This is a genomic window from Candidatus Symbiopectobacterium endolongispinus, from assembly GCF_018777385.1.
In the GTDB taxonomy this organism is placed as follows: domain Bacteria; phylum Pseudomonadota; class Gammaproteobacteria; order Enterobacterales; family Enterobacteriaceae; genus Symbiopectobacterium; species Symbiopectobacterium endolongispinus.
Window position 1 is genome coordinate 147,836 of sequence record NZ_JAFJYB010000005.1, and the last position, 24,602, is coordinate 172,437.

At 54.0% G+C, this 24,602-nt stretch carries 16 protein-coding genes and 10 pseudogenes; 13 read left to right on the top strand and 13 right to left on the bottom strand.

Annotated elements, in window-relative coordinates; all coding sequences use genetic code 11:
• Window positions 1-43: 43 nt before the first annotated feature.
• The 5 genes and pseudogenes from JZM30_RS19560 to JZM30_RS19580 form a co-directional block, all read right to left on the bottom strand.
• The gene (locus JZM30_RS19560) at window positions 44-673 is read right to left on the bottom strand and encodes a ferredoxin-like protein (RefSeq protein WP_291831868.1); all 630 of its coding nucleotides are present in this window, start codon (window positions 671-673) and stop codon (window positions 44-46) included.
• 712 nt (window positions 674-1,385) lie between these two features.
• Window positions 1,386-2,885: a glycerol-3-phosphate dehydrogenase gene (gene glpD / locus JZM30_RS19565; RefSeq protein WP_252320784.1), complete on the bottom strand. Its 1,500-nt coding sequence runs from the start codon at window positions 2,883-2,885 to the stop codon at window positions 1,386-1,388.
• Window positions 2,886-3,023: 138 nt separating this feature from the next.
• Window positions 3,024-3,754: pseudogene (locus JZM30_RS19570) on the bottom strand (L-ribulose-5-phosphate 4-epimerase).
• Window positions 3,754-4,454 (bottom strand): annotated as a pseudogene (locus JZM30_RS19575) (L-ribulose-5-phosphate 3-epimerase). The pseudogenes JZM30_RS19570 and JZM30_RS19575 overlap by 1 nt, the downstream one beginning before the upstream one ends.
• A 10-nt stretch (window positions 4,455-4,464) precedes the next feature.
• Window positions 4,465-4,701 (bottom strand): annotated as a pseudogene (locus tag JZM30_RS19580) (beta/alpha barrel domain-containing protein); the annotation flags it as partial.
• Between JZM30_RS19580 and ulaR the strand changes: the two are divergent.
• Window positions 4,692-5,177: pseudogene (gene ulaR, locus JZM30_RS19585) on the top strand (HTH-type transcriptional regulator UlaR); the annotation flags it as partial. The pseudogenes JZM30_RS19580 and ulaR sit on opposite strands and share 10 nt — an antisense overlap.
• A gap of 369 nt (window positions 5,178-5,546) precedes the next feature.
• Here ulaR and JZM30_RS19590 read toward each other — a convergent pair.
• Both JZM30_RS19590 and JZM30_RS19595 read right to left on the bottom strand, forming a co-directional pair.
• Window positions 5,547-6,530, bottom strand: a complete 984-nt coding sequence (locus JZM30_RS19590) for a histidine-type phosphatase (RefSeq protein WP_252320786.1) — start codon at window positions 6,528-6,530, stop codon at window positions 5,547-5,549.
• Window positions 6,531-6,533: 3 nt separating this feature from the next.
• On the bottom strand, window positions 6,534-6,800 hold the full coding sequence (locus JZM30_RS19595) for a hypothetical protein (RefSeq protein WP_252320788.1): 267 nt from the start codon (window positions 6,798-6,800) through the stop codon (window positions 6,534-6,536).
• Window positions 6,801-7,022: 222 nt separating this feature from the next.
• On the opposite strand from JZM30_RS19595, the gene glpE reads away from it, so the two are divergent.
• Window positions 7,023-7,307 carry a thiosulfate sulfurtransferase GlpE gene (glpE, locus tag JZM30_RS19600; RefSeq protein ID WP_252320790.1) on the top strand — a complete coding sequence of 95 codons (285 nt, stop codon included), beginning with the start codon at window positions 7,023-7,025 and terminating at the stop codon, window positions 7,305-7,307.
• 130 nt (window positions 7,308-7,437) lie between these two features.
• Here glpE and JZM30_RS19605 read toward each other — a convergent pair.
• From JZM30_RS19605 to JZM30_RS19615, 3 genes and pseudogenes are all read right to left on the bottom strand, one after another.
• Window positions 7,438-8,697 (bottom strand): annotated as a pseudogene (locus tag JZM30_RS19605) (MFS transporter).
• 209 nt (window positions 8,698-8,906) lie between these two features.
• Window positions 8,907-9,830 (bottom strand): dihydrodipicolinate synthase family protein, encoded by a 924-nt coding sequence (locus JZM30_RS19610; protein ID WP_252320931.1) that lies wholly within the window; start codon window positions 9,828-9,830, stop codon window positions 8,907-8,909.
• Between the two features lie 47 nt (window positions 9,831-9,877).
• Window positions 9,878-10,684 (bottom strand): PfkB family carbohydrate kinase, encoded by an 807-nt coding sequence (locus JZM30_RS19615; protein WP_252320791.1) that lies wholly within the window; start codon window positions 10,682-10,684, stop codon window positions 9,878-9,880.
• A 256-nt stretch (window positions 10,685-10,940) separates the two neighbouring features.
• Here JZM30_RS19615 and glpG point away from each other — a divergent pair, with 256 nt between their 5' ends.
• The 5 genes and pseudogenes from glpG to JZM30_RS24445 all read left to right on the top strand — a co-directional run bounded on the left by glpG (window position 10,941) and on the right by JZM30_RS24445 (window position 15,382).
• A complete protein-coding gene (gene glpG, locus JZM30_RS19620) occupies window positions 10,941-11,768 on the top strand; it encodes a rhomboid family intramembrane serine protease GlpG (RefSeq protein ID WP_252320793.1) in 828 nt (275 codons plus the stop codon).
• 94 nt (window positions 11,769-11,862) lie between these two features.
• On the top strand, window positions 11,863-12,633 hold the full coding sequence (locus JZM30_RS19625) for a DeoR/GlpR family transcriptional regulator (RefSeq protein WP_252320795.1): 771 nt from the start codon (window positions 11,863-11,865) through the stop codon (window positions 12,631-12,633).
• A gap of 43 nt (window positions 12,634-12,676) precedes the next feature.
• A pseudogene (gene malP, locus JZM30_RS19630) lies at window positions 12,677-14,935 on the top strand (maltodextrin phosphorylase).
• A 10-nt stretch (window positions 14,936-14,945) separates the two neighbouring features.
• Window positions 14,946-15,269, top strand: a complete 324-nt coding sequence (locus JZM30_RS19635; protein WP_252320797.1) for a hypothetical protein — start codon at window positions 14,946-14,948, stop codon at window positions 15,267-15,269.
• Entirely contained in the window at window positions 15,251-15,382 is a 132-nt protein-coding gene (locus JZM30_RS24445) for a hypothetical protein (RefSeq protein ID WP_368858846.1), read from the top strand. Before JZM30_RS19635 ends, JZM30_RS24445 begins: the two co-directional genes overlap by 19 nt.
• On the opposite strand, the gene JZM30_RS19640 is transcribed toward JZM30_RS24445, so the two are convergent.
• Window positions 15,344-15,499, bottom strand: a complete 156-nt coding sequence (locus JZM30_RS19640; RefSeq protein ID WP_252320947.1) for a hypothetical protein — start codon at window positions 15,497-15,499, stop codon at window positions 15,344-15,346. The two genes, JZM30_RS24445 and JZM30_RS19640, sit on opposite strands and share 39 nt — an antisense overlap.
• On the opposite strand from JZM30_RS19640, the pseudogene malQ reads away from it, so the two are divergent.
• Window positions 15,443-17,050, top strand: a pseudogene (gene malQ / locus JZM30_RS19645) (4-alpha-glucanotransferase). The gene JZM30_RS19640 and the pseudogene malQ sit on opposite strands and share 57 nt — an antisense overlap.
• A 52-nt stretch (window positions 17,051-17,102) precedes the next feature.
• On the opposite strand, the gene nfuA reads toward malQ, so the two are convergent.
• Both nfuA and gntX read right to left on the bottom strand, forming a co-directional pair.
• Window positions 17,103-17,678, bottom strand: coding sequence for a Fe-S biogenesis protein NfuA (gene nfuA, locus JZM30_RS19650; RefSeq protein WP_252320799.1), 576 nt, complete (start codon window positions 17,676-17,678; stop codon window positions 17,103-17,105).
• A gap of 106 nt (window positions 17,679-17,784) precedes the next feature.
• Window positions 17,785-18,483: pseudogene (gntX, locus tag JZM30_RS19655) on the bottom strand (DNA utilization protein GntX).
• A gap of 46 nt (window positions 18,484-18,529) precedes the next feature.
• Here gntX and bioH point away from each other — a divergent pair.
• The 5 genes and pseudogenes from bioH (at window position 18,530) to JZM30_RS19680 (ending at window position 24,595) form a co-directional block, all read left to right on the top strand.
• Window positions 18,530-19,297 (top strand): annotated as a pseudogene (bioH, locus tag JZM30_RS19660) (pimeloyl-ACP methyl ester esterase BioH).
• Window positions 19,298-19,473: 176 nt separating this feature from the next.
• A pseudogene (gene acrD / locus JZM30_RS19665) lies at window positions 19,474-22,581 on the top strand (multidrug efflux RND transporter permease AcrD).
• Between the two features lie 163 nt (window positions 22,582-22,744).
• On the top strand, window positions 22,745-23,827 hold the full coding sequence (locus JZM30_RS19670; protein ID WP_252320801.1) for an alkaline phosphatase: 1,083 nt from the start codon (window positions 22,745-22,747) through the stop codon (window positions 23,825-23,827).
• Between the two features lie 93 nt (window positions 23,828-23,920).
• Complete coding sequence (locus JZM30_RS19675) at window positions 23,921-24,097, top strand: hypothetical protein (protein ID WP_252320803.1); 177 nt, start codon at window positions 23,921-23,923, stop codon at window positions 24,095-24,097.
• Between the two features lie 9 nt (window positions 24,098-24,106).
• Entirely contained in the window at window positions 24,107-24,595 is a 489-nt protein-coding gene (locus tag JZM30_RS19680; protein WP_252320805.1) for a hypothetical protein, read from the top strand.
• Window positions 24,596-24,602: the final 7 nt, after the last annotated feature.

A 24,602-nucleotide genomic window follows, 5' to 3' on the forward strand; every position in this document is an offset into this window, starting at 1 on the left:
ATGAAACGCCGCGTGAATAAGGGGATAACGCCCGTTGCCGTTATCAGACGGTAATCTCTTTCCACTCGATAATGGATAATGCCCCGGTCGGGCACGCCGTCGCACATTCACCGCACAGAATGCATTTGCCCGATTTTTTGGTCTGCGGGTTAACGGTCGCCATCATCCAAGGACAGGCGGTGGTACAGGCGGCGCAGCCGATGCAGCGCTTGGTGTCCATGGCGATGCTGCCATGCTCTTCATTGAAGGCGATAGCCTTGATAGGGCAGGCTTTCATGCATTCGGGATCTTTACACTGCCGACAGGTGTCAGTGGTGAAATTGAGATCGCCGTACAGGCCGCCGCCGGAGCCAAGCCCACCGTCGCCGTAGTAGAAATGGCGATGGATTTTGACGCGTGAAAAATAGGAACCAACGCTACCGTCATTAAACGACGTGCAGGCGGTTTCGCAGCGATGGCACCCAGTGCAGCGGGCGCGGTTTGTCACCAGCACGCCTTTGGGGGTGGTCGTCAGCCCGATAACGCCGCTGTCGATCTGTTCCTGTCGGCACCCAAACAGTGAAAGCAGTGCTGGCGCAATAGTGATCCCTGCCAGGCCTTTGCCTGAAATCCGCAGGAATTCGAGTCTTGTTAGTCCCAGATCCAATAAAGGACGCTCAACCTGATTAGGCATTTAATTTTCATCCTCCGCATACCCGAATACATGAGCACGGAAATCAACGCAGTACAAAACACGCAACAAGGCGGCAAGAAATAACGTGACAGTAAACACTAACCGTTGTATAAAATAAGTAATAAAGATATCTCATCACAACGGCTTGTTACCCGCGTCTGTTTTGCGAACTGACTTACGATGCAATGTTGAATAGGACGGAGGTCATGATCTGCTATCAGCACTAATAATAGAGTACTTGATATGCAATTTATTACTCCGTTAATCATTAATAAGAATGGGTATTTTATTGTATTTATTCTGTGAGCTATATCGTAGAAAAATAAATAACCATTTATTTTTTGTGGGCATTGATTATTATTCTTATTTACATCCTGTCAGATATATATTTTATCCATCGCTTTCCTTCATGTGATAAATATATTCCTCAATTTCAAATTCTATTAACATAATAATAAACATTGTGCGCAATGTTTATTAGCATTCGTTTATTATTTACTGTTACTGACCCGGTTTGTTTTCTTGAGATGACACTGTTTTTGACTTGCGTCTGTGAGAACCGATTAGCGCGAAGCGGGGAAAAATGATTAACCACATTTTTTACATGGTTAATGGGCGTTGTATCCCGCGAAATGTTAACGTTTCTTTCGTGTAAAAAACGACAGGTTACCTTTCGGTAACCTGTCGTTGGAGGAGCGGTCTGGCAGGAAAATTATTGTGCGGCAACCTTGGATTGGCGATAGGCACTTAGCCAGTCAGCGACGCGCTGTTTCTGCTCATCATTCAGCCACATGCCCAGCTTGGTACGACGCCAGATGGTATCATCCACGCTGACAACCCACTCTTTGTCGGCCAGATAGCGCAATTCAGCTTCGTAGAGATCGTGTCCGAAGTTTTCGCCGAGGTCATGAATGCCTGTAGCGTTCGTCAGGATCAGCTCGCTGTGGGATCCGTAGGTGCGGGCATAGCGACGCGCCAGCGATTCCGGCGGATTGAAGCGACGGCGCAGCGCAGCCGCATATTCGTCGCGCGTACCGGCCAAATCGCCGCCGGGCAGTACCGCGTTTTGCGTCCAGGCCTGACCACTGTGAGGATAGTATTTTGCCAGCTTCTCCATCGCGTGTTCTGCCAGCTTGCGGTAGGTGGTCAGCTTGCCGCCAAATACCGACAGCAAAGGCGCTTTGCCGTGTTCATCCGCCACTGACAGCGTGTAATCACGGGTAATGGCCTGCGGAGAATCCGACTCGTCATCGCACAGCGGGCGCACGCCGGAATAGGTCCATACGATATCATCTCTCGTCAGCGTCTTTTTGAAGTGATCGTTGTAGACATCCAGTAGGTAGGCCACTTCTTTGTCGTCGATCTTCACTTCATGCGGATCGCCGTGGTATTCCACGTCGGTGGTGCCGATGATCGAGAACTCATCCTGCCACGGAATCACAAACACGATGCGGTTATCTTTGTTTTGCAGAATGTAGGCCTGCGGTTCATCGTGTACGCGAGGCACAACAATGTGGCTGCCTTTGATCAGGCGAATGCCATAAGGGGATTTCAGCTCCAGCCCGTGATCGAAGAAATCTTTCACCCAAGGCCCCGTGGCGTTGACCAGCCCTTTCGCCTGCCAGGTGTGGGTTTCCCCGGTTACGCTGTCGACGGCATCAATGATCCACAGATCGCCTTCACGACGCGCCCGCGTCACTTTGGTGCGGGTACGCACTTCGCCACCGCATTTCACCACTTCCTGCGCGTTCAACACCACCAGACGCGCATCGTCTACCCAACAGTCGGAATATTCGAAACCGCGCGTTAATTCGGGTTTGAGTACTGAATCTTTGCCAAATTTCAGGCCGTGGCTGGCGGGCAGGCTGACGCGTTTGCCCAGATTGTCATACATAAACAGCCCGATACGGATCATCCAGGCCGGGCGCAGATGCGGCTGATGGGGCAAACGGAAGCGCATTGGGAATATGATGTGCGGTGCCATCTTCAGCAATTTTTCACGCTCGGAGAGCGCTTCGCTCACCAAACGAAACTCGTAATGTTCCAGGTAGCGCAGGCCGCCGTGGATTAATTTTGAACTGGCAGAGGAGGTGGCGCTAGCAAGATCCTGTGCTTCCAACAGCAGCACAGACAAGCCACGGCCAGCGGCATCGGCTGCAATGCCTGCGCCGTTGATGCCCCCACCGATTACGATAAGGTCTTTGGTTTCCACGCGTTCTCCTCCGTGTCCAAAAAAAGGTCAAAGTGTTCATTTTAGAACATTATCATAATCGAAAACAAACACCACAGCCAAGGATTAACCAAATAAAAACATTTAGGCGTGATGCAGATAACATATTGTTGAAGGTTGTCACATAAAGTATAGGGGATTGGTGCGAGGAAGGGCCGTCAAGGCGTTATTTTGCCCGTAGTAGGCGTTCGGACCGTGTTTACGATTAAAATGCTTGTGCTGCAACGCACTATCGAGCGGGCGTAAATGGTGATTCAGCGTGCAGGCGAGCCAGGCCATGTGCGCCACCTCTTCCAGCACCACCGCATTGTGCACCGCTTCTTCTGCATCTTTGCCCCAGCAGAACGGCCCATGCTGGTAGGCAATCATGCCGGGTGTGTGCAGCGGATTGCGATCTCCCAGCGTCTGGGCAATGACCACACCGGTATTTTTTTCGTACTCATGCTCCACTTCTTGCGCCGTCAGTGGGCGGGTACATGGAATGTCGCCAAAAAAATAGTCGGCGTGCGTGGTGCCGAGCGCAGGAATGTCCAACCCCGCCTGTGCCCAGGCGGTGGCGTGGGTAGAGTGGGTGTGCACAACCCCCCCATTTGCGGATAGCGGCGATACAACTCCAGATGTGTGGGAGTATCCGAGGAAGGGCGATAACGCCCTTCAACTGGATTGCCCTGTAAATCGACCACCACCATATCGTCGGCCTGCATCACCTCATAGGCAACGCCGCTGGGTTTGATGACCACCAGACCGCGTTCGCGGTCGATCGCACTCACATTCCCCCAGGTGTACGTCACCAGACCGTGCTGAGGCAGGGCCATATTGGCTTCAAATACCCGTTGCTTCAGTTGCGCTATCATGCGGCTTCCTCCACGTGCAAACCGTCGCGTTCCATGCGCTGTTTCACCCAGTCGCGCGCTGCGAGCACCTCCTTGATGGGATCGGGGGCATTTTCGCTCCACATCTCAATCAGATAAAGGCCGCGGTAGCCGCTCTCTTTCAAGGTGGTAAAGCAGCGTTCGAAATCCACGACGCCAGTGCCGAAGGGCACGTTTTTGAAGACGCCAGGGCGGGTATCTTTCACGTGCACTGCGACAATGTGGCCTTGCCCTGCGCGCGACTCGCCATTTCTACCGCTTGTTGCAGGCCGTCACGAAAACGCTCGCTGGTGATCTCATTGGCCTCCTGATAATAGACATCGTAACCAGCCAACTGAATCACGCGAATCCCCACATCCTGCGCCAGCGCGATCGCTTTATGCATGATGGCGAGTCCTTGGCTGCGAATGGCGTCATCCTGCGAGCCGAGCGGGAAGCGGCGGTGCGCGCTTAGGCACATGGAAGGTACCCGAATGCCGGTGGTGGCGATGGCATTGACCAACGCCAGACGCTGTTCCCGATCCCAATCCAGCCGTGCCAAGCGTTCATCGGTTTCGTCCACCGACATTTCGACGAAATCAAAGCCCAGCTCGCGAGCCAACTGTAAGCGTGCCAGCCAATCTTCGCCGGGGGGCAACGCTTTTTCGTAGATGCCCAGCGGCACCGCTTTTGTCAGCATGTTACTTCCCTTAGCCCCACAGTTGGGCAATACGGCGTTTAAACTCACGGGCGGCATCGACCGGGCTTGCCGCATCGCGGATACTGCGCCCGGCAATAAAGACGTGAATAGGTATGCCCTGGAATAGCGGCAGATCGTCCAGCGCCAGACCGCCGGTGACAGTGACTTTAAAGCCCATTTCGGCCAGACGCTTGATGGCGCTGATGTCGGTTTCGCTCCAGGCGATGCCAGCGGCCTGTGCATCCCGGTGAAAGCGTGGTGATTAACTGCGGTTCGACGGCGTTTCTGTTGGAACGTGAGATTGTCGGGCGTGATATTCAGGTGATTACCAACTATCTGCCATTGGCGAATTTCCTGATTGAGCAAGAGCATGAAAGTGTGGTGATTATGGGCGGACAGTACAACAAGAGCCAATTGATCACTCTGGCACCTCAGGAAGGAGATGCGATCCTGTATGCTGGTCACTGGATGTTCACCAGCGGCAAAGGGCTGACGCCGGAAGGACTGTACAAAACCGATATGCTGACGGCGATGGCGGAGCAAAAGATGCTGAGCTACGTTGGTAAACTGGCGGTGGTAGTGGACAGCAGCAAAGTGGGTCAACGTGCGGGCATGCTGTTCAGCCGTGCCGATCAGATTGACGTGGTGATCACAGGGAAACAGGCTGACGCCACTATCGTAGAGCAACTGCGAGCGCAGGGTGTTGAGGTGATACTCGTATAATAAGTCTTATACTGGGACACTGAATTATCCTTGTATTTCTGTCAGTAGCGTGAGCGTTTCGTGCGCGTTTACCTGCGCCAGTTTCTGCAACCGTTGTTGCGCGCCCGATACGAGGCGCTCAATCGCCGCTGCCTCGTGGCTTCAGGCTTTTCGCAAGAAATCACGCCGCTAAGCGGTGCCTTCGGCGTTCGTGTCCGCTGCTCGGGCCGTTCCAGACGCGTTCCAGACGCGGCGGGAACTTTCGCCGCATCCCTGCGACTCACCCGGCGATCACGCCCGCCTCAGCGTGATTTTTTACGCGAGCAAAAGACCAAACCACATCTTCTGCATCGGCTTTTGGCGTTACCTTTAAACACACTACCAGGATCGTTACTGGGTTAGTGCCTTGGTAATTTTCTCAAAATCCTCAAACGAACAGAAACCTTTATCGTTGCTCGGGCACTCGCTAAGCGTTAGCGTCACACGCTGCGGGGGATTGGCGCGGTTGTGCGGTGCCAACGTGGCGAGCTGTTCAGTCGATTGATACACGTATTCCACTTTCAACAGCGCCTTGTTACTGGTGTTATCGCGCCAGCGTTGGAACACGACTTTGCCGCCGATCGGCGTGGTTTCCAATTGGTGCGGCAGATGGTACGGTTTCACGCCCAGTGCGGAGAACAGCGATGCAACGTTTGAATCGTGACCGACCAGGAAGGTGAATTTGGGCTGTTGCTCGCCAAACGAACCGGCCAACGCTTTGACCAGATTGGCCGAGACGGCTTTGGCAACCACCGGGGCGCTAAACACTACGCTGTTGTAGTACTCTTTGATCGACACCAAATCAGCCAGTTGCTTATCATCTTTGATGCGCCCCCAGCCGATTTTGTTAATTGGAGTGCCTTCGTAGTATTGCAGGATAAAGGCATCAGCAATTGAGGTGCCGGTTCTCAGCGGGCCAACCACACCTGGCTCTTTGCCAGCCTCAATCTTCACGTCAGTTTCCTGTGCCATCAGGTCGCACTGTTTACCCTGCTTGCAGTTGGCGGAATCCTTGTAGCGAATAATCTCCGCCATCTGTTGGTATACCGGTTTCAGCCGCTCATTAAGCCCTTTCACCCCACATTCACCGGCTTTTTGATTAATGGAATCGATGGCCTGTTGTTTAAACGTGGTGCTGTCGTTGCGGATGATCGGGTTAAAGGTGGCATCCATCGTGCCCAATTTTTCTTTGTGCACTACCGGCACCAGACAACCGGGGAACGCACACACTGCGAAATATTGTGCGGTGGAGATGGTGCGTTGCAGACTGTTGGCATAGAACGAGACGTCTTTATCCGTCGGGCAGGTATCGGCGGCCAGTAGGCGGTTATCCACCAATCATTCGCTAAAATAGTGGCCGAAATAGGCTTCCAATACGCCACCGCGCGTGGTCAGGTAACTGCTGGGGGTATCCCACTGTGGCCAGGCATCCGGCGTGACCTTGCCCAGTGCGCTACTTGGGCTGGCTAATGTGGCGCGTAGGCCGTGACGACTAAATACCACGACCTGTTCGAGCGTGTAGCCATCCTGCGCGGCGGCGGGGAAAGTGAGCGCTGCGGGCAGTAACAGCGGGAGACAAAACAGGGCCTTTCGTTGTAAAGACATGGTGATGCTCCTGGTGAGTGAATGACACATTCGCACATGACACGCGTAACGGATGCGTGAAAATGCGATCTTTCTCATCATGGCTATTTTTTCTCATAACGAAAAATGTTTTATTACAGAAATGTGACGATTGACTTACCTTACTGAAACAGTAGCATCTCTCTCACATTGGCGTGCGCTGTGCCGTAATGCCTGTTTTCTTTGTCTCGAGGTGGTATTCGTATGGAACAGTTTGAGTGTCTCAGCATTGAGCAAGCTCATGAGCGCTGGCAGAAACACGGCGTGATGGTGGATATCCGCGATGCGCAAAGTTACGCCACCGGACATGTGCCGCAGGCGGTGCACCTGACGAATGAAACGCTGTCTGATTTTGTGCGTGAAGCAGAACTCGATCAGCCGGTGATGGTGATGTGCTATCACGGCATTAGCAGCCGTAATGCGGCACAGTACCTGTTGAGCCTGGGGTTTGGGACGGTATACAGCGTGGATGGCGGTTATGAAGCCTGACAGCGTGATTTTCCACAAGATGTGGCGGCAGCGTCGGACAACGCGTGAAGTGGAACATCCCGACGCAATGACGCGTCGGGATAGGGCAAGGTTATTCCGCGGCCTGAAGCGGTTTTTTCACAAAGAAGCCTTAGCTGATGGCTCCCAGAATTAACAGGAAGGCACCAAACAGGAATACGTTGGTGAAGGTGGCCGTTGCATCAAGAATAATGCCGGTGACGATCGGCGCACTGGCAGCGCCGAGGAATCCGCCGAAGTTCTGGATGGCACCCAGAGAAGCCACCTGCGATTTCGGTGCGATATCTGTTGCCAATGTCCAGATAACTCCTAGACGGCATCTAAGAACAGAAGTAGCCCAGTGACAGCGTCGCGATACACAACGTGGTGTCGTGCACGAAGGGGATCGGTGCCACGAAGCAGGTGGCCAGTGCAGCGCCACACACGATCGGAATTTTACGTGCGGTAATGGTGTTAGTGCCGCGACGAATCAATCGGTCGGAAATCACGCCACCCACCAACACGCCCATGATCCCGGCAAAGAACGGGATGGAGGCCACCCAGCCGGTTTTCATCAGGCTGAAGCCGAGCGATCTCTCCAGATAACTTGGCAACCAGGTCAGGTACACCCAAATGGTGAACATGATGGAGGAGTTCCCCAGAATCATAAACCAGGTGGTTTTGTGTTTAAACAGAGAGCCCCAGCTTGCTTTGGGTTGATTCGCTTGTTGCGCCTCAGCGGCTTCCGCTTCGCCGTGGATCTGCACTTCTTCTGCGGGCGTCGGGTTACGGTACAGCTTCAGCCACACTAGCAGAATCGGGATACCAGCCAAACCGATGGCGATAAACATGCCGCGCCAGCCCAGCGTCAACAACAGGATGGTCAGGATCGGCGGTGAAACGGCGTTGGCGATCTGTGAGCCAGTATTGATGATGGCGGTGGGAAGCCCACGTTCATTGCTGGGGAACCAGCGATGGGTGATCTTGATGCCGGAGGTAAAAAACGGTGATTCAGAGATGCCCAGCATCATGCGCAGGCCATAGAACATCGAATAGCCGTTAACGAAACCCGCGAGAATGGTGAACCCTGACCACAGGCCGAGCGCCCAGGAAAACATTTTTTTGGCCCGAATTTATCAACCAGCCAGCACGCAGGCAGGTTGGCGAGCGCATAGGGCCACAAAAAGGCCGAAAGCAGCAGGCCCATCTGGGTGGAGCTAAAGCCGAACTCTTTGGAAATCGTGGTGTTGGCGATTCTGAGGTTGGTGCGGTAGAGGTAGTTCACCACGGCGGCGATCAGCAACACCAGAATAATACTCCAACGCAAACGGGATATTTTTTGCATTGGTGGTGTAACAGCAGCAGGTTGAGATAACGATATTGTCTCTTTCATTTTATTTATTTTCCGTGAGCAGGCTGAGAGGAATCTGCAAATAAACGATTCGCCGTGAGTCTGGCTGTAAGGACGTTGTTGTAGGATGCAGGGCGTGCTGTTCTTGCGCCCAATCACGTTGGTCACATACGATCATGCTGAAAATCCCCTGGTTTTTTTATTTTTCGTAGCGGGAATCACGAGGTGTTCCCGCTCGTTGTTGTTATTTTTTATTGCGCAATTTTTTTCTGATAATGCGCGGTGCCGTGGCGAATCTGGTCGAGGATCACGGTCAATCCACAGAATTTCTCCAGCACGTAATCCTTGTTTACCCGGCAGTGAATGCTGTCAAAGGTGCCACGGCGTTGATGGTAAATTTTGGCGTTTTTCGGATAGCCCAGCGTTTCAGTAACGGCAGACAGTGACAGGAAATCGGCCAGTTCATCTGCCAGCGCGGGGTTTTCCTGATGGTGGTGATACAGCCACACGTACAGTTCTGGGTGGAAGTTGGTGAACACGCCGCTGAAACCGCGCGAGCCCGCTTTCATTGCCGGGAAGGCAATGGCAGCATTGGCGTTGATGATATTAAGCGGGGTGTCCTGCACCAGTTTGACGCGGAGGGTTACGGTGTCCAAATCGCAGCTTACGTCTTTCAGCACCACAAAACGGCCGGTGTTAGCACAGTAAGTTAGCTCTTCGTCACTCAGCAGGCGATGATATGGCGCCGGGCACTCATACAGACCCAACGGCAGCGATTCCGGCAGTGCATCCAGAAGACTGTTCAGCGTACTGAAGAAGGTGTCACTGCCGGTTTTCTGCGGATCGAGGTGGTTAGTCACCAGCACCAGAGCATCAATGCCGGTTTTCGCCATGGCAGACAGCTCTTCGATTTGTGCACCGAGGTCGTCACTGATGTGACCGGAGGCGATCACTGGCACGCGGCCTTTCACATGGTCGACAACGAAACGGGCCCCCGCCACGCGTTCTTCCAGCGTCAGGAATTGCATTTCACTGGACTGGCATACGGCAAACAGCACATCGACCTTGTTTTCCAGATACCAGTCAATCAGGTTGGCCAGGCCGGGATAGTCTACGTCGTTCTGTTCGGTGAACGGTGTAAGCATGACAGGGACGATAACATCGATTTTTTTTATTTTTTATTTCTCCGAATACAGACTGTGCTGGCGCAGGCCCGCAGGCATTAACGTTGTGATAAACGTGCGATAACCTGTTGATGTTCTGGCATGTTTGAGGCACCTTCCCGCTCGACCGCTAGGGAAGCAAAGGCGGAGTCATAGGTAGCGGCCTGCACCATGCTTTGTCCGTTGGCCAGTGCGGCGGCAAAGGCACCGTTAAAGGCATCCCCTGCGCCGGTGGTATCCACACCGAGCGCCGGAAAGGCCGGAATGTGTTGGAACTGGTGGCCGTCATACAGCAGCGCACCGCGCGATCCCATGGTAATGATGACGCGCTTGGCACCCATACGTGCGATTTTCAGCGCGGCTTCTTTGGTGCTGTCAAAATCCTGAATGTCGATACCCGATAGCAGTGACGCTTCTGTTTCGTTAGGCGTGATCACGTCCAGATAATCCAGATATGGCAATATCTCGCTGGAGTAGGGAGCCGGATTGAGGATCACTTTTTTGCCCAGCGCATGCGCCACCTTGGCGACGATATCGACGTTGAACGATCCTAAAATACACACCTTGCCGTTCATCTTGTTTCCTTTCTGTTTGCTGGTTTGATGCCGGGTCTGCTTTTCCAGTCGCTTGAGCAGCACTTCAAAATTTTCACTGCGGGGAGCAATCGACCCAGACTGCAAACTACGCCGCACAATAATTGCACCGCCGTAGCAGCGCTGAACCAGATTCAAGCGCGCCAACTCGTTCAGGTCGCTGCGGATCGTCTCTTTGCTCACGGCAAATTCGGTGGCCAGATAATCAACACTGGCACGTTCGTGTTTGGTTAAATAAGCCAGAATTTGATTACGTCTTTCTTCCAGGAACATGGTCACCTCGCTGCTGGATATGAGCCTAAAGGAGCGGCTATGGTTAAAAAGTGACTATTGTCATAGGATAATGGGCAAAACGGAAGCAAACGGGAAGTGTGTATGTGGGTGATGTATAACGAATTGCCAGCGCCAGCGATGTTCGTGGCGTGGGTGTCAGGGTAAACAGCCAGTTTATCAGAACAATATTTCAACCCTCTTAATAAAACGATGTGATATTTTTATGACAAATCAATTTGCTAACGGATAAACCACGATGGCAATTCGCCTAACAGCCTTATCTCAGCCACGCTTGGCACAGGCGTTTGTCGACTATATGCAAACGCAGAATATTCAACTGGAGTTACGCTTCTCTGGGCAGGAAGCGGAACTCTGGCTGGACGATGAGGCGCGGTTGACCGAAGTACAACAGGCGCTTGAGGTGTTAATTCAGGACCCGATGCATCCGCGTTATCAAGAGGCCAGTTGGCAGGCGGGATCAACCTCTTCGCCCCTGCGCTATGCGAGTTTCTCTTATTTGCAGACGTTACAGCAGCGCGCCGGCCCGCTGACGCTGGGTGTGATGGTTACCTGCATTGTCGTTTATCTGTGGATGACGATATTCGGTAACGATCGTGCCATGATATGGCTCTCTTACCCAGACGCAGGACAACAAGGCCAGATATGGCGCTGGTTCAGCCACGCTTTCCTGCATTTCTCCTTGCTGCATATTTTGTTTAACCTGATGTGGTGGTGGTATCTCGGCGGGCCGGTAGAGAAAATTTTGGGGACGCGCAAGCTACTGACCTTGGCGCTGCTCTCTGCGGTTGCCAGCGGCTGGATACAATCATTCTTCAGCGGCATCTATTTCGGGGGCTTGTCCGGCGTGGTGTACGCCTTGATGGGCTACGTCTGGCTATACGGTGAACGCGTGCCGTCGGGCCCATTGTTCATGCAGCGCGGATTGATGGCCTTCGCATTGTTGTGGTTGATTGCCGGATATTTCGATATTTTAGGTCTACGCATTGCTAATGCCGCGCACGTCGTGGGTCTGGTTATTGGGTTGGTGCTGGCTTTTTGGGATACGCAGCAGAAAAAAGCATGATCGCAACCCGGTAGCATTACGGGGTGAGCGTTGCCAGCAGCACAGAGAAGTCTCAACCAGAGGGTTGAGTGGAAATCTGTTTTAGGGGAACAACGTGAGGCAAACACAGCGGCACGACGCCATCATTGAACTCATCATTGAACTGGTGCGTCGGCAGGGATATGTCAGTACCGAAGAGTTGGTAGGACATTTTGCGGTCAGCCCGCAAACGATTCGCCGGGATCTTAACGATCTGGTGGAGCAGAACAAGATCCATCGCCACCACGGCGGTGCGGCACTGCCTTCCAGCTCGGTGAATACGGCTTACCACGATCGCAAGATGATGTGGTCAGATGAAAAAGCACGTATTGCACTTAAAGTCGCCAGCCAAATCCCGGATGGTGCTACGCTGTTTATAGATATCGGGACAACGCCAGAAGCGGTTGCCTATGCGCTGTTGCAACATAAGGATCTGCGGGTCGTCACCAACAACCTGAATGTGGCGACGCTATTGATGGGAAAAGAGGATTGCAGGCTGATTCTGGCAGGCGGCGAAGTGCGCACCCGAGACGGTGGCATTATGGGTGAAGCGACGCTGGATTTCATTTCTCAGTTTCGTCTGGATTTTGGCATCCTCGGCATCAGCGGCATTGACATGGATGGCTCCTTGCTGGAGTTTGACTACCATGAAGTGCGCACCAAACGGGCAATTATCGAGAATTCTCGCTGCGTTATGCTGGTCACCGACCACTCCAAATTCGGTCGCAATGCGATGGTGAATCTGGGCAACATGGACCTGATCGACTATCTTTTTACCGATCAACTACCACCACCCAGCGTAATGAAAATCATTGAACAACATAAGGTGCAGTTGGAGTTGTGCTGAGCCAGACGTGCCTTTTTCTGATTGATAACAGGGGAGAGGTACGATGGGAAAGCTGTCATTCAACCACACGCTGTTTATTGCTGCATTGCACCGCCAACGACAACACTATGGCGTGGCGGCGCTGACCTGCCTCAGCGCCCAACAGCAGTGGCATGTTGTCAGTACTGCGCTGGCGGAGCAGGGACTTAACCTCAGCGATGTGCTGGAAGGCGAGACTGACCCGGCATTGGGTAACGGGGGGTTAGGGCGTCTGGCCTCCTGTTTTCTGGATGCGATGGCGACGGTGGGGCAACCGTCGATGGGCTACGGGCTGGACTATCAATACGGCCTGTTCCGCCAACGTTTCGAGGCCTGCCAGCAGCATGAGTATCCTGATGACTGGCAGCGCGATGCTTACCCTTTGGGACGACCGCAGCCTGAACTGAGCGTGAAGGTCGGTTTCGGTGGCGCTATCGAACAGCGCGATGGAGAGGTTGAAAAATGGCAACCAGCCTTTTATTTTCGCGGTGAGGCGCGCGATGTGCCGGTGCTGGGCTATCAAAATGGCGTGGTACAGGTGTTGCGGCTCTGGCACTCTACCGCAGAAACCCCTTTTGATCTCACAGCATTCAACGCCGGACGCTATCTGGACGCGGAGCGCGCCGGTGTGTCAGCGGCGAGCCTGACGAAAGTGCTTTATCCGAATGACAACCATGCCGCCGGTCGGCGTCTGCGCCTGATGCAGCAATATTTTCAGTGTGCCTGCGCCGTCGCGGACATTGTGCGGAGACACCTTCAGGCTGGGCGGACGTTGTCAGCGCTGCCAGAGTGGGAGGTGATTCAACTCAACGACACGCACCCGACGCTGGCTATTCCTGAATTGTTGCGCGTGTTACTGGATGAACATCATCTGGATTGGAACTAGGCGTGGGGTATCACCCAACGTATTTTTGCCTATACCAACCATACGTTGATGCCATAAGCGCTTGAGCGCTGGCATGATGGCTTGTTCCGTCGCCTTCTGCCCCGCCATTTTGATCTTATCGATGCCATTGATACACACTTCAAAGCGCAGGTGGAACAACAGTGGGGAGCACAGGCAAAGCATATCTGGCCGCGTGTTGCCATTCGCTATCAGCATCAGGTGCGCATGGCAAACCTGTGCGTGGTGGTCTGCTTTGCCGTTAACGGGGTGGCAGCACTGCATTCGCGTCTGGTTGTGAGCGATCTTTTTCCAGAATACCACCAACTTTGGCCGCAAAAATTTCATAACGTGACGAATGGCATTACGCCACGCCGCTGGCTAAAGCAGTGTAATCCGGCGCTGTCGGCACTGCTGGATGAAACGGTTGGCACGGCCTGGGCCACGGATTTACCCGTCTTGCGTGCGCTCGAACCTTACGCCGATGACAGTGCGTTTCGGGCGCGTTATCGCGCCATCAAGCAGCAAAATAAAGAAAATCTGACAAACTGGGTAAGCCAGAATCTGGGGATAAAACTGGACCCTCACTCCCTGTTTGACGTGCAGATCAAACGCTTGCATGAGTACAAACGCCAGCACCTGAATTTGCTCCATATTCTTTCACTTTACCGCCAATTGCGTAATAACCCGCATCTGGATATAGTTCCGCGCGTCTTTTTATTCTGGGCTAAGGCTGCACCTGGATATGTGCTGGCAAAAAATATTATCTACGCCATTAATAGCGTAGCGGAGAAGATTAATCGGGATAAGCATGTCAGAGATCGTTTGCGTATACTGTTTATTCCAGATTATCGTGTGTCGCTGGCGGAACGAATTATTCCCGCTGCCGATGTGTCGGAGCAAATCTTCACCGCCGGGAAAGAGGCTTCAGGCACCGGGAACATGAAGCTGGCATTAAACAGTGCGCTGACAGTGGGGACGCTGGACGGTGCCAATGTGGAAATGGCGCAGGAAGTAGGGGAAGAAAACCTGTTTATTTTCGGGCATACGGTGGATCAGGTTAAAAGCGTGCTGTCACAGGGTTACGATCCTGGTGTGGTGCTCAAGCAGGTGCCGCAGTTGACTCCATTGCTGGATGAACTGGGCAGCGGTGCGTTTAGCCACGGCGACAAAACGGCGTTTGCGCCGTTGCTTAAAAGCCTGCTGGATAAGGGCGACCCCTATCTGTTGTTGGCCGATTTTGCGTCCTATTGCCAGGCGCAGCAGCGTGTGGATGCGCTGTATCGTGAAACGGAGGAATGGACGCGACGGTGTGTGCTGAATACCGCGCGAATGGGTTTTTTCAGTGCCGATCGGGCGATTCATGATTATCAGACGCGCATCTGGCACGCGCGCTGTTGAGGAAAGGAAGATGTCATTCAAGGTAGATAACCCGAAGTTCGCTCCTGTCGGCGTTGCCGATACCTATACTGATGCATACGGTAAAACGCACCTTGTCGATGTTGCGGTGAAAAAACAACTGTTGGCCATGATGGCGACGAGCGGTTGCGAAAACGCACCGCTGCCTTCGGTTCGGGTTTTTCGTCAGGGCAAGGCGGCGCTAATTCCCCTCTCGGGTGACGGCGAGTTTGGTTGGACGCTGATGTATGAAAACGGGGGCAGGTTCAGGGCAACGTCACGGGCGGCAGTGAACTGCTGCTGCCGGATGCTTTATCACTGGGGTATCACAAACTGATATTGATGCGCGGTGAACAGCGCTGGACCTGCCGCGTGATTGTTGCGCCGCAGCGTGGCTATGAGCTGGAGCCCTTAACCCAAGGGAAACGCTGGTGGGGTGTTAACGTGTAGCTTTATACGCTGCGCTCGCAGGATAATTGGGGGATTGGCGATTTCGGCGATCTGCGCCAACTGGTAGAGCAAGTGGCACGACGCGGCGGCGCCTTTATCGGCGTGAATCCACTGCATGCGCTTTATCCTGCCGACCCCTAGGCTGCCAGTCCTTACAGCCCCTCTTCCCGTCACTGGTTGAACATCATTTATATCAACGTCAACCGTATTGATGATTTTCAACAGAGCAAAGAGGCGCAAGCCTGGTGGCGACAGGATGACACACAGCGTCAACTAGCGGCATTGCGTGCCGGACGCTGGGTTGACTACAGCGGTGTGATGGCGCAAAAACTGGCCGCATTGCGGCTGGCATACGACTTCTTCAAGACGCGCAACGTGCTCGATCCGCGCGTCAGCGCATTTCGTCAATTTGTGGTCAGCGGTGGACAAAGCCTGCAACGACAAGCCAGCTTTGATGCGTTGCAAACCTGGCTCAAACGTCAGGGTGAGAATTATGGCGATTGGCAGCAGTGGCCAACGCGTTATCACGATGTGCATGGCGACACGGTGAAAGCGTTTTGTCAGGAAAATGAGCACGAGATTGCGTTTTACTGCTGGATGCAATGGGTGGCTAGCGAGCAACTGGCTGAGTGTTTTGCGCACAGTAAACAGCTCGGGATGCCTATTGGCCTATACCGGGACATGGCCGTGGGCGTGGCGCAGGGCGGCGCGGAAACCTGGGATGAGCGTCAGCTCTACTGCCTGGAGGCCACCATAGGTGCGCCGCCCGACCCACTGGGGCCGCAGGGGCAAAACTGGTCGCTGCCACCGATGAACCCACTCGTGATGCAGGCGTAGGGATATCAGTCGTTTATCGATGTGCTGCGCAGCAACATGGCGCACTTTGGCGCATTGCGTATCGACCACGTGATGGGGCTGCTGCGCCTGTGATGGATACCCAAAGCCGAGCCAGCTACGCACGGTGCCTATGTACATTATCCGCTGGATGATTTACTGGCTGTGCTGGCGCTGGAGAGCCAACGCCAGCGATGTCTGGTCGTGGGTGAAGATCTGGGGGACGGTACCGGCCGAGATTGTGGATAAACTGCGCGACAGCGGCGTTTACTCTTACAAGGTGCTGTTTTTTAACAGGATGAGCGCAATCACTTTCGGGCTCCACTAGACTATCCGCGCCAGTCGATGGCGACTATTACCACACACGATCTGCCCACGTTGCGCGGCTTTTGGCAAAACGTCGATCTGTCATTGGGCAAAGAACTGGGCCTTTATCCCGATGAACGCACGTTGCAGCAGCAGATGGAACAGCGTGACAACGCCAAGCAGGGCTTGCTTGATGCGCTGCATCAGTATCAGTTATTACCGCAGCGCGTAGGGCGCAATGCGGCGTTAACCGCGATGGGTACGCAACTGAGCCGTGGTGTGCAGCGTTACCTGGCGGACAGCCGCAGTGCCTTGCTGTGGTTGCAACTCGAAGATTGGCTGGATATGGCGACACCGGTCAATATTCCCGGCACCACGCGGGAATACCCTAACTGGCGGCGCAAGCTAAGCAGAACGGTGACATCAATATTCAGCGATCGTCACCTGGAACGTTTGATTCGCGATCTCGATCTACGACGTGGTTTGGCGTTGCCGCCTGAAACGGCGAGTGAAGCCAGTGAGCGTTGATGGGTTGAGGCATACTCCCCACGGGGACGTGGGGAGTATGGCGATCAGTGGATCAATAGTATGAATGTTCGCCGCGCTGGTGCTCTGTCAAATCGCGCACGCCTTTCAGCTCAGGGAATTTCTCTAGCAGCTCTTTCTCGATCCCTTCTTTCAGCGTGTAATCGACCATTGAACAGCCGTTGCAACCGCCGCCGAATTGCAGGATAGCCAAGCCATCATCGGTGATTTCCATCAGCGTTACACGACCACCGTGCCCGGCCAACTGGGGGTTGATCTGGGATTGCAGCACATACTCAACGCGTTCCATCAACGGCGCATCGTCACCCACTTTGCGCATTTTTGCGTTAGGCGCTTTCAGCGTCAGTTGAGAGCCCAACTGATCGGTAACGAAGTCGATTTCAGCATCTTCCAGGTAAGGTGCACTCAGTTCATCCACGTAGGCGGAAAGTTTCTCGAACTTCAGTTCAGTGTCGGAAGCTTCCACCGCATCCGGCGGACAATAGGAAACGCCACACTCAGCGTTAGGCGTGCCAGGATTGATAACGAAGACGCGAATTTGTGTGCCTTCTTCTTGTTTTACCAGCAGTTTGACAAAGTGGTCTTGTGCAGAGTCGGTAATACGGATCATAGTTGGTTAACTCAATAGTTGACTACGCTTATCGGTCATAATACGCCCATCGTGGCGTTAACTCCAATTCATTCACGGTAAATGCCATTTATGGCAACAAAGGCGCTCACGCGCCGAGCAGCGTGCGGCACAGGCACCATACCTGAATATGCGCGACACCCTGCGCCTGTAAAACGCGGCAGATCTCTGTCACCGTATTGCCGGTGGTCACCACATCATCCACCAGCGCCACCCGCAGCCCGGAGAGATCCTGGTCGCAAGCAAACGCATGACGCAGGTTGTAGCGCCGCTCAGAGGCGCGCAGGTGCTGTTGCAGAGGTGTATGACGCACACGCCTGAGCGCATGTGTATGATAGCGACAGCGCAACCAACGTGCCAAAGGCTGGGCCAGTAACTCGGTTTGATTGAAGCCGCGCCGCCAGTGCTGACGGCGGTGCAGCGGCACGGTGAGCAGTACATCGGGTTTCTCAACGCGTTCAGGATCAAGGCGATATACGTTAAGCCAGCGCAGTAACATCTTTCGAGCGAGCACCTGCCAGAGTTCGATGCGCCCGTGGAATTTGAACTGTTTCAATAGCGTGGTGAACGGTGGACGGTAATCGGAGACAAACGTCAGGCTGTGCCAGCATGGTGGGCGATACAGGCAGCGGCCGCACGGCAACGTGGCATTGCCGGAGGGTAACCCGCAGCGCGGGCAGCATACTGGCTGAGCTGGAAGATGGCGCTAACAATAGTGGCAAATACCGTGGTGGTAATGATAAAGCGGTTGTTGGCATAGCCAGCAGTTAGCGCCGATGGTTAACATAGTAGCCTCGCAACAAAATATCGAACGACTAGCAGGAAGATAATTGATGACAACGCTCTACTGGCACACCGAAGGGGAGGGGAAATGCGATCTTGTGTTGCTGCACGGATGGGGGCTGAACGCGCAGGTATGGCAGGGTATTGCGGCGCGATTGGCCCCGCATTTTCGACTGCACTGTGTGGATCTCCCCGGTTATGGCCGTAGTGTGGGATATGGAGCGTTACCGCTTGCTGACATGGCTGATATCGTGCTGGCACAGGCACCCGAGCAGGCTGTCTGGTTGGGATGGTCGCTGGGCGGACTGGTTGCCAGTCAGGCGGCACTCAGTGCGCCTACGCGTGTCAGTGCTTTGGTCACGGTCGCGTCCTCCCCCTGTTTCAGCGCCAACGAGGAGTGGCCCGGCATTAAACCTACGGTGTTGTAGGGTTTTCAGCAGCAGCTTAGCGAAGATTTTCAGCGCACCGTGGAACGGTTTCTGGCATTGCAAACGCTGGGCACAGGCAGTGCGCGTCAGGATGCGCGCCTGCTAAAAAGTGTGGTGCTGGAGCAGCCGATGCCGAGCATTTAGGTGCTTGAAGGGGGCTTGGATATTTTGCGCCAGACCGACATGCGCGAGGCGATGGCGTCGTTGACGCTGCCGATGCTGCGTATTTACGGGGCGCTGGATGGGTTGGTACCGCGTAAAGTGGCGAGCCTGCTTGATGAACGCTGGCCTGATAGTGATTAAGTGGTGATGGCGCAGGCGGCGCATGCACCGTTTATTTCCCACCCTGATGCCTTCGCCGAAACGGTTTGCGCGTTTGCTGGTGTCTAACGCTCTGTTGAGTAAAGGCACAAAAAATGTGTCACCAACGTTAATTTACATATTCTCCTCATTTTCTCCACGATGTTGCGTGTGGTGACAGGGTAAAGTAGTATGTTATTTAAGATACCTATAAATAATCAACAATATGCGCCACGTATAAAATAGTCTGAAGGAGCGTTGTTTCGATGGCGAATTTTTTTATTGATCGCCCGATCTTTGCCTGGGTACTGGCCATCCTGCTGAGTCTGGGTGGCATGATGGCGATCGCCTCGTTGGCGGTTGAGCAATACCCCGATTTGGCACCGCCCAATGTGCGTATCACCGCTTCCTATCCGGTCGCTTCTGCGCAGACTATGGAAAACACCGTGACGCAGATTATCGAGCAGAGCATGACCGGGCTCGATCATCTGATGTACATGTCATCGCAAAGCAGCTCCGGTCAGACACGCATTACCTTAAGCTTTTATGCGGGCACCGATCCGGATAACGCCCGTCAGCAGGCGCAGAAACAGTTGCAATCCGCGATGCGAAAATTGCCGCAGGATGTGCAACAACAAGGGGTTACCGTCAACAAGACTGGAGACACCAATATCCTGATGATCGCGTTCGTCTAGACAGACGGCAGCATGGAGAAACAGGATATCTCTGATTACGTTGCCAGTAACGTACAAGAACCGCTTAGCCGCATCAACGGGGTGGGCAGCGTCGATATTTTCGGTTCGCAGTATGCCATGCGCATCTGGCTCGATCCGTCCAAACTCAAATCTTTTTCCCTGACGGCCAGCGATGTGGTGAGCGCCATTCAATCGCAAAACAGTCAGGTGTCGGTCGGTCAGGTCGGCGGCACGCCGTCTGTAGACTATCAGTCACTTAATACCGCCGTAAACGCGCGCTCGCTGTTGCAGACGCCCGAGCAATTCCGCGCCATTACCCTGCTTGTGAATAAGGATGGTTCAGCGGTGACGCTGGGCGACGTGGCGAAGATTGAACTGGGGGCAGAAAACTACGACTCGCTGAGCCGCCTCAACGGTCAGCCAGCCTCCGGGCTTGGTATCAAACTGGCGTCCGGGGCCAATGAAATCGAAACCGATAAGCTGGTGCGCGCGCTTGGCCGAACTGGCCCCGTTTTTCCCGCACGGACTGGAAGCGAAAATCGCGTTTGAAACCTCACCCTTTGTAAAAGCCTCAATTGAGGATGTGGTCAAAACGCTGTTGTAAGCGGTACTGTTGGTGTTTTTGGTGATGTACCTGTTCTTGCAAAATTTCCGCGCTACGCTCATCCCCACTATCGCAGTCCCCGTGGTGCTGCTGGGGACGTTTGCCGTGCTCTATGCTTTTGGCTTTAGCCTCAACACGTTGACCATGTTCGCCATGGTGCTCGCCATCTGGTTGCTGGTGGATGATGCCATCGTGGTGGTGAAAAACGTTGAGCGCGTAATGAGCGAGGAAGGGCTGAGCCCCAGAGCAGCGACGCGCAAATCAATGCAACAGGTGCAAAGTGCATTGGTGGGTATTGCGCTGGTGCTCTCTGCGGTGTTTGTACCAATGGCGTTTTTTGGCGGCACGACCGGCGCTATTTACCGCCAGTTCTCCAGCACCATCGTCTCTGCGATGGTGCTGTCAGTGTTGGTGGCGTTGATTTTAACCCCTGCACTGTGCGCCACGCTGTTGAAACCGCTGGCGAAAGGCGAACACCATGGCAAACGCGGCTTCTTCGGCTGGTTTAACGTCAGTTTAATCAGCTCTCTGAACGTTACGAGCACGGTGTTGGCAAGATAGTGGTCAAAAGTGGCCGCTGGTTTGTGCTCTACCTCGCGATAATTGGTGTTATGGCGTTCCTGTTTCGCACCTTGCCTACCTCGTTTTTGCCGCAGGAAGATCGCGGCGTCTTTATGACGCAGATCCAGCTACCGCCCAGCTCGACACAGCAGCAAACGCTGAAAGTAGTCGAGAAGGTGGAAGCCTATTACATGACACAAGAAAAAGAGAATGTGGTGTCTGTGTTTACCGCCGTCGGTAACGGTCCCGGCGGTAACGGCCAGAACGTGGCACAGCTGTTTGTACGTCTGAAAGATTGGGATGAACGTCCCGGTGCGAAAAACAGTGCAGGTGCCATCGTTGAGCGGGCAACGCGCGCCTTCCGCCGTATCAATGAGGCGATGGTTTTCGCCAGTACGCCACCGGCAATTTCCGGTTTGGGTAACGCATCCGGGTTTGATATGGAATTGCAGGATCGCGCAGGGTTGGGGCACGATGCTTTGATGGCGGCGCGTGACACGCTGTTGGCGCAGGCGGCTGGGGATGCGCGTTTGACCCGGGTTCGCCACAACGGTCTGGATGACAGTCCGCAAATGCAAATCACCATCGATCAGCGCAAGGCGGAATCGTTGGGGGTTTCCATCAGCAACATCAACAGTACGTTGAAGATTGGCTGGGGCTCCACTTACGTGAACGATTTTCTCGATCGTGGGCGGGTTAAAAAGGTGTATTTGCAGGCAGCCGCCCCTTATAGCATGCTGCCAGACGATCTCAACAAATGGTATGTACGTAATGACAGCGGTGGCATGGTGCCGTTCTCCGTCTTTGCGCAAACCTCGTGGATGACCGGCTCGCCGCGTCTAGAACGCTATAACGGTTTCTCCGCGTTGGAGATCCTTGGCGAATCAGCGCCGGGCGTCAGTACCGGTACAGCCATGGATGTGATGGAACAACTGGTGGCTAAATTGCCAGAAGGGTTTGGGCTGGAGTGGACCGGCATGTCGCTGCAAGAGCGCATGACCGGAGCACAGGCTCCGGCGCTCTATGCCATCTCCCTGCTGGTGGTATTTTTGTGTCTGGCGGCGCTGTATGAAAGCTGGTCCGTGCCGTTCTCCGTGATGCTGGTGGTGCCGCTGGGCGTGCTGGGCGCATTAATCGCAACCTGGGCGCGCGGGCTGGAAAACGATGTTTATTTTCAGGTTGGCCTGCTGACAGTGATCGGGCTCTCAGCCAAAAACGCCATATTGATCGTAGAGTTTGCCAATGATATGAACCACAAAGGCGTGGATATCGTCAAAGCCACGCTGGAAGCTTCCAGACAACGCTTGCGTCCCATCCTGATGACGTCACTTGCTTTTGTTTTTGGTGTGTTGCCGATGGCAACCAGCACCGGTGCGGGCTCCGCAAGCCAGCACGCGGTGGGCACCGGCGTGATTGGCGGCATGGTGGCTGCCACCGTGCTGGCGATTTTCTTTGTTCCCCTGTTTTTCGTCGTAGTACGACGCCGCTTCCCATTGAGAGAGAAAACGGAGTAGTGCTTATTGGTCTCTCTTTCCTTATCCCCGTGGGAGTCACGGGGATTTTTTTCCTGCCTGCCTCGTGACGAAGAAACATCTCCATCTATGTCAACATTCATCAAACTGTAAACAAAGGTAACTAGGTTATGTCCTGATTATATTATCGCTCAAGGACATGACCATGAACGCTCGTTGGCTACTGCCGTTGTTGTTTGCTTCCACCCTGCCGTGGTTCGTGCAGGCTCAAGCGATTTACCCTATCGACCGCGCCACCATGCTGGCTGGCGGTAAGTTTGACTTTAAAGTTGAGTTTGATTCCGTACTGAAACCCGCAGATGTCCGCATTCTGATCAACGGCAAGGATTACCAGCAAGTGCTGGGTAAATCCGCTACCTTTGTTGAGCGCGAAGACGGGCAGGATGTCTCAGCCGTGTGGATCCGCGATGTGTTCCTGCCGCAGGCAGGCAAGTATGAAGTAGGAGCGCAGGCTAACGGCAAAACGTCGAAAGTGACCTGGGATGTCTATCCCAGCGCGGAAAAACATAAAGCGAAGAACGTCATTCTGTTTATCGGTGATGGCCTCTCTGTGGCGCACCGCACCGGTGCGCGCATCCTTTCCAAAGGCGTGACCGAAGGGAAAGCCGATGGTCGTCTGGCGATTGACGATCTGCAATACATGGCGTTTGCCGGCACCTCCAGTACGGACTCTATCGCGGCAGATAGTGCGAATACCATGAGCGCCTACATGACGGGGCACAAATCTGGCGTGAATGCGTTGGGTGTCTATGTGAGCCGCAGCAGGAATTCGCTGGAACATCCGAAACAGGAAACGCTGGGCGAACTGATCACCCGTTCTTCCAAGATGTCGGTTGGCGTGGTCAGTGACGCCGAACTGGAAGATGCCACGCCAGCGGCGGTGGTGTCGCACACCCGCCGTCGCGCCGATAAAGCAGAAATCGTTGAGATGTTTTACAACGTGAAGCCGACAGTCATGCTGGATCAGTCAGTGGCCATTGCCAAAAAGTTTGCTGAGAAGAACCCGGATACGCTGATCATTGTTACTGGTGACCATACGCACGGCCTGTCGATTATCGGTACGGTGGATGATGATAAGCCGGGTACCGAGATGCGTGAAAAAGTGGGCGTGTATGAAGATGCCGGCTTCCCGAACTACAAAGATGCCAACAAAGATGGCTACCCGGATGACATCAACGTCTCTAAACGTTTAGCGATATTCTTCAACAACTACCCGGATTACTATTGAAACCTTCCGTCCGAAACTGGATAATCAGTTCGTTCCTGCCATCAAGAACGAAAAAGACCAGTATGTGGCGAGCAAGGCCTATGAAAACGTGCCGTGTTCCGTGAAGGCATTCTGCTGCGCTCTTCGGACACTGGCGTTCACGCCGTGGATGACATGGTGATTCAGGCCAGTGGCCCTGGCGGTGAAAAAATTCGCGGGTATATGGAAAATACCGAGTTGTTCCGCGTGATTGTTGATGCGCTGGCGCTGAAACCACAAGCCACCAAGTAACGCGCTGTAATGAAGTGCCTTACTTTAAATCCGGCGGGGAAGACCCCGCCGTTATTCTTCTCGGTGTTGTGGCGCATGGTCGGCGTTTGCGTGTTGATGCTTAGCCTGATCGGTACCGCGCATGCCGCATTGCCCACGCTCTCTTTCGATAAACTCTATGCCTCGTATGGTGTGCTGGGGTTAGAATTTTCCGATGAGGTAAAAAAACTCTCGGGAAAACGCGTCAAAATGCGCGGCTTTATGGCCCCACCGCTCAAGGCTGAATCCCAATTCTTTGTGTTAACCAAAATGCCGATGGCACTCTGCCCGTTCTGCTCTTCCGACGCCGACTGGCCGGAGGATATCGTGGTGGTCTACCTGTCAAAACGGCAAACCTTCGTACAGAACAACACCATTATCGATGTGGAAGGCGTGCTGGAGTTTGGCTCCTGGACGGACCCGGAAACTGGGTTTGTCAGCCTGTTACGCCTGCGCGATGCCCGCTTTGATACGCCTTAGGAGCCGC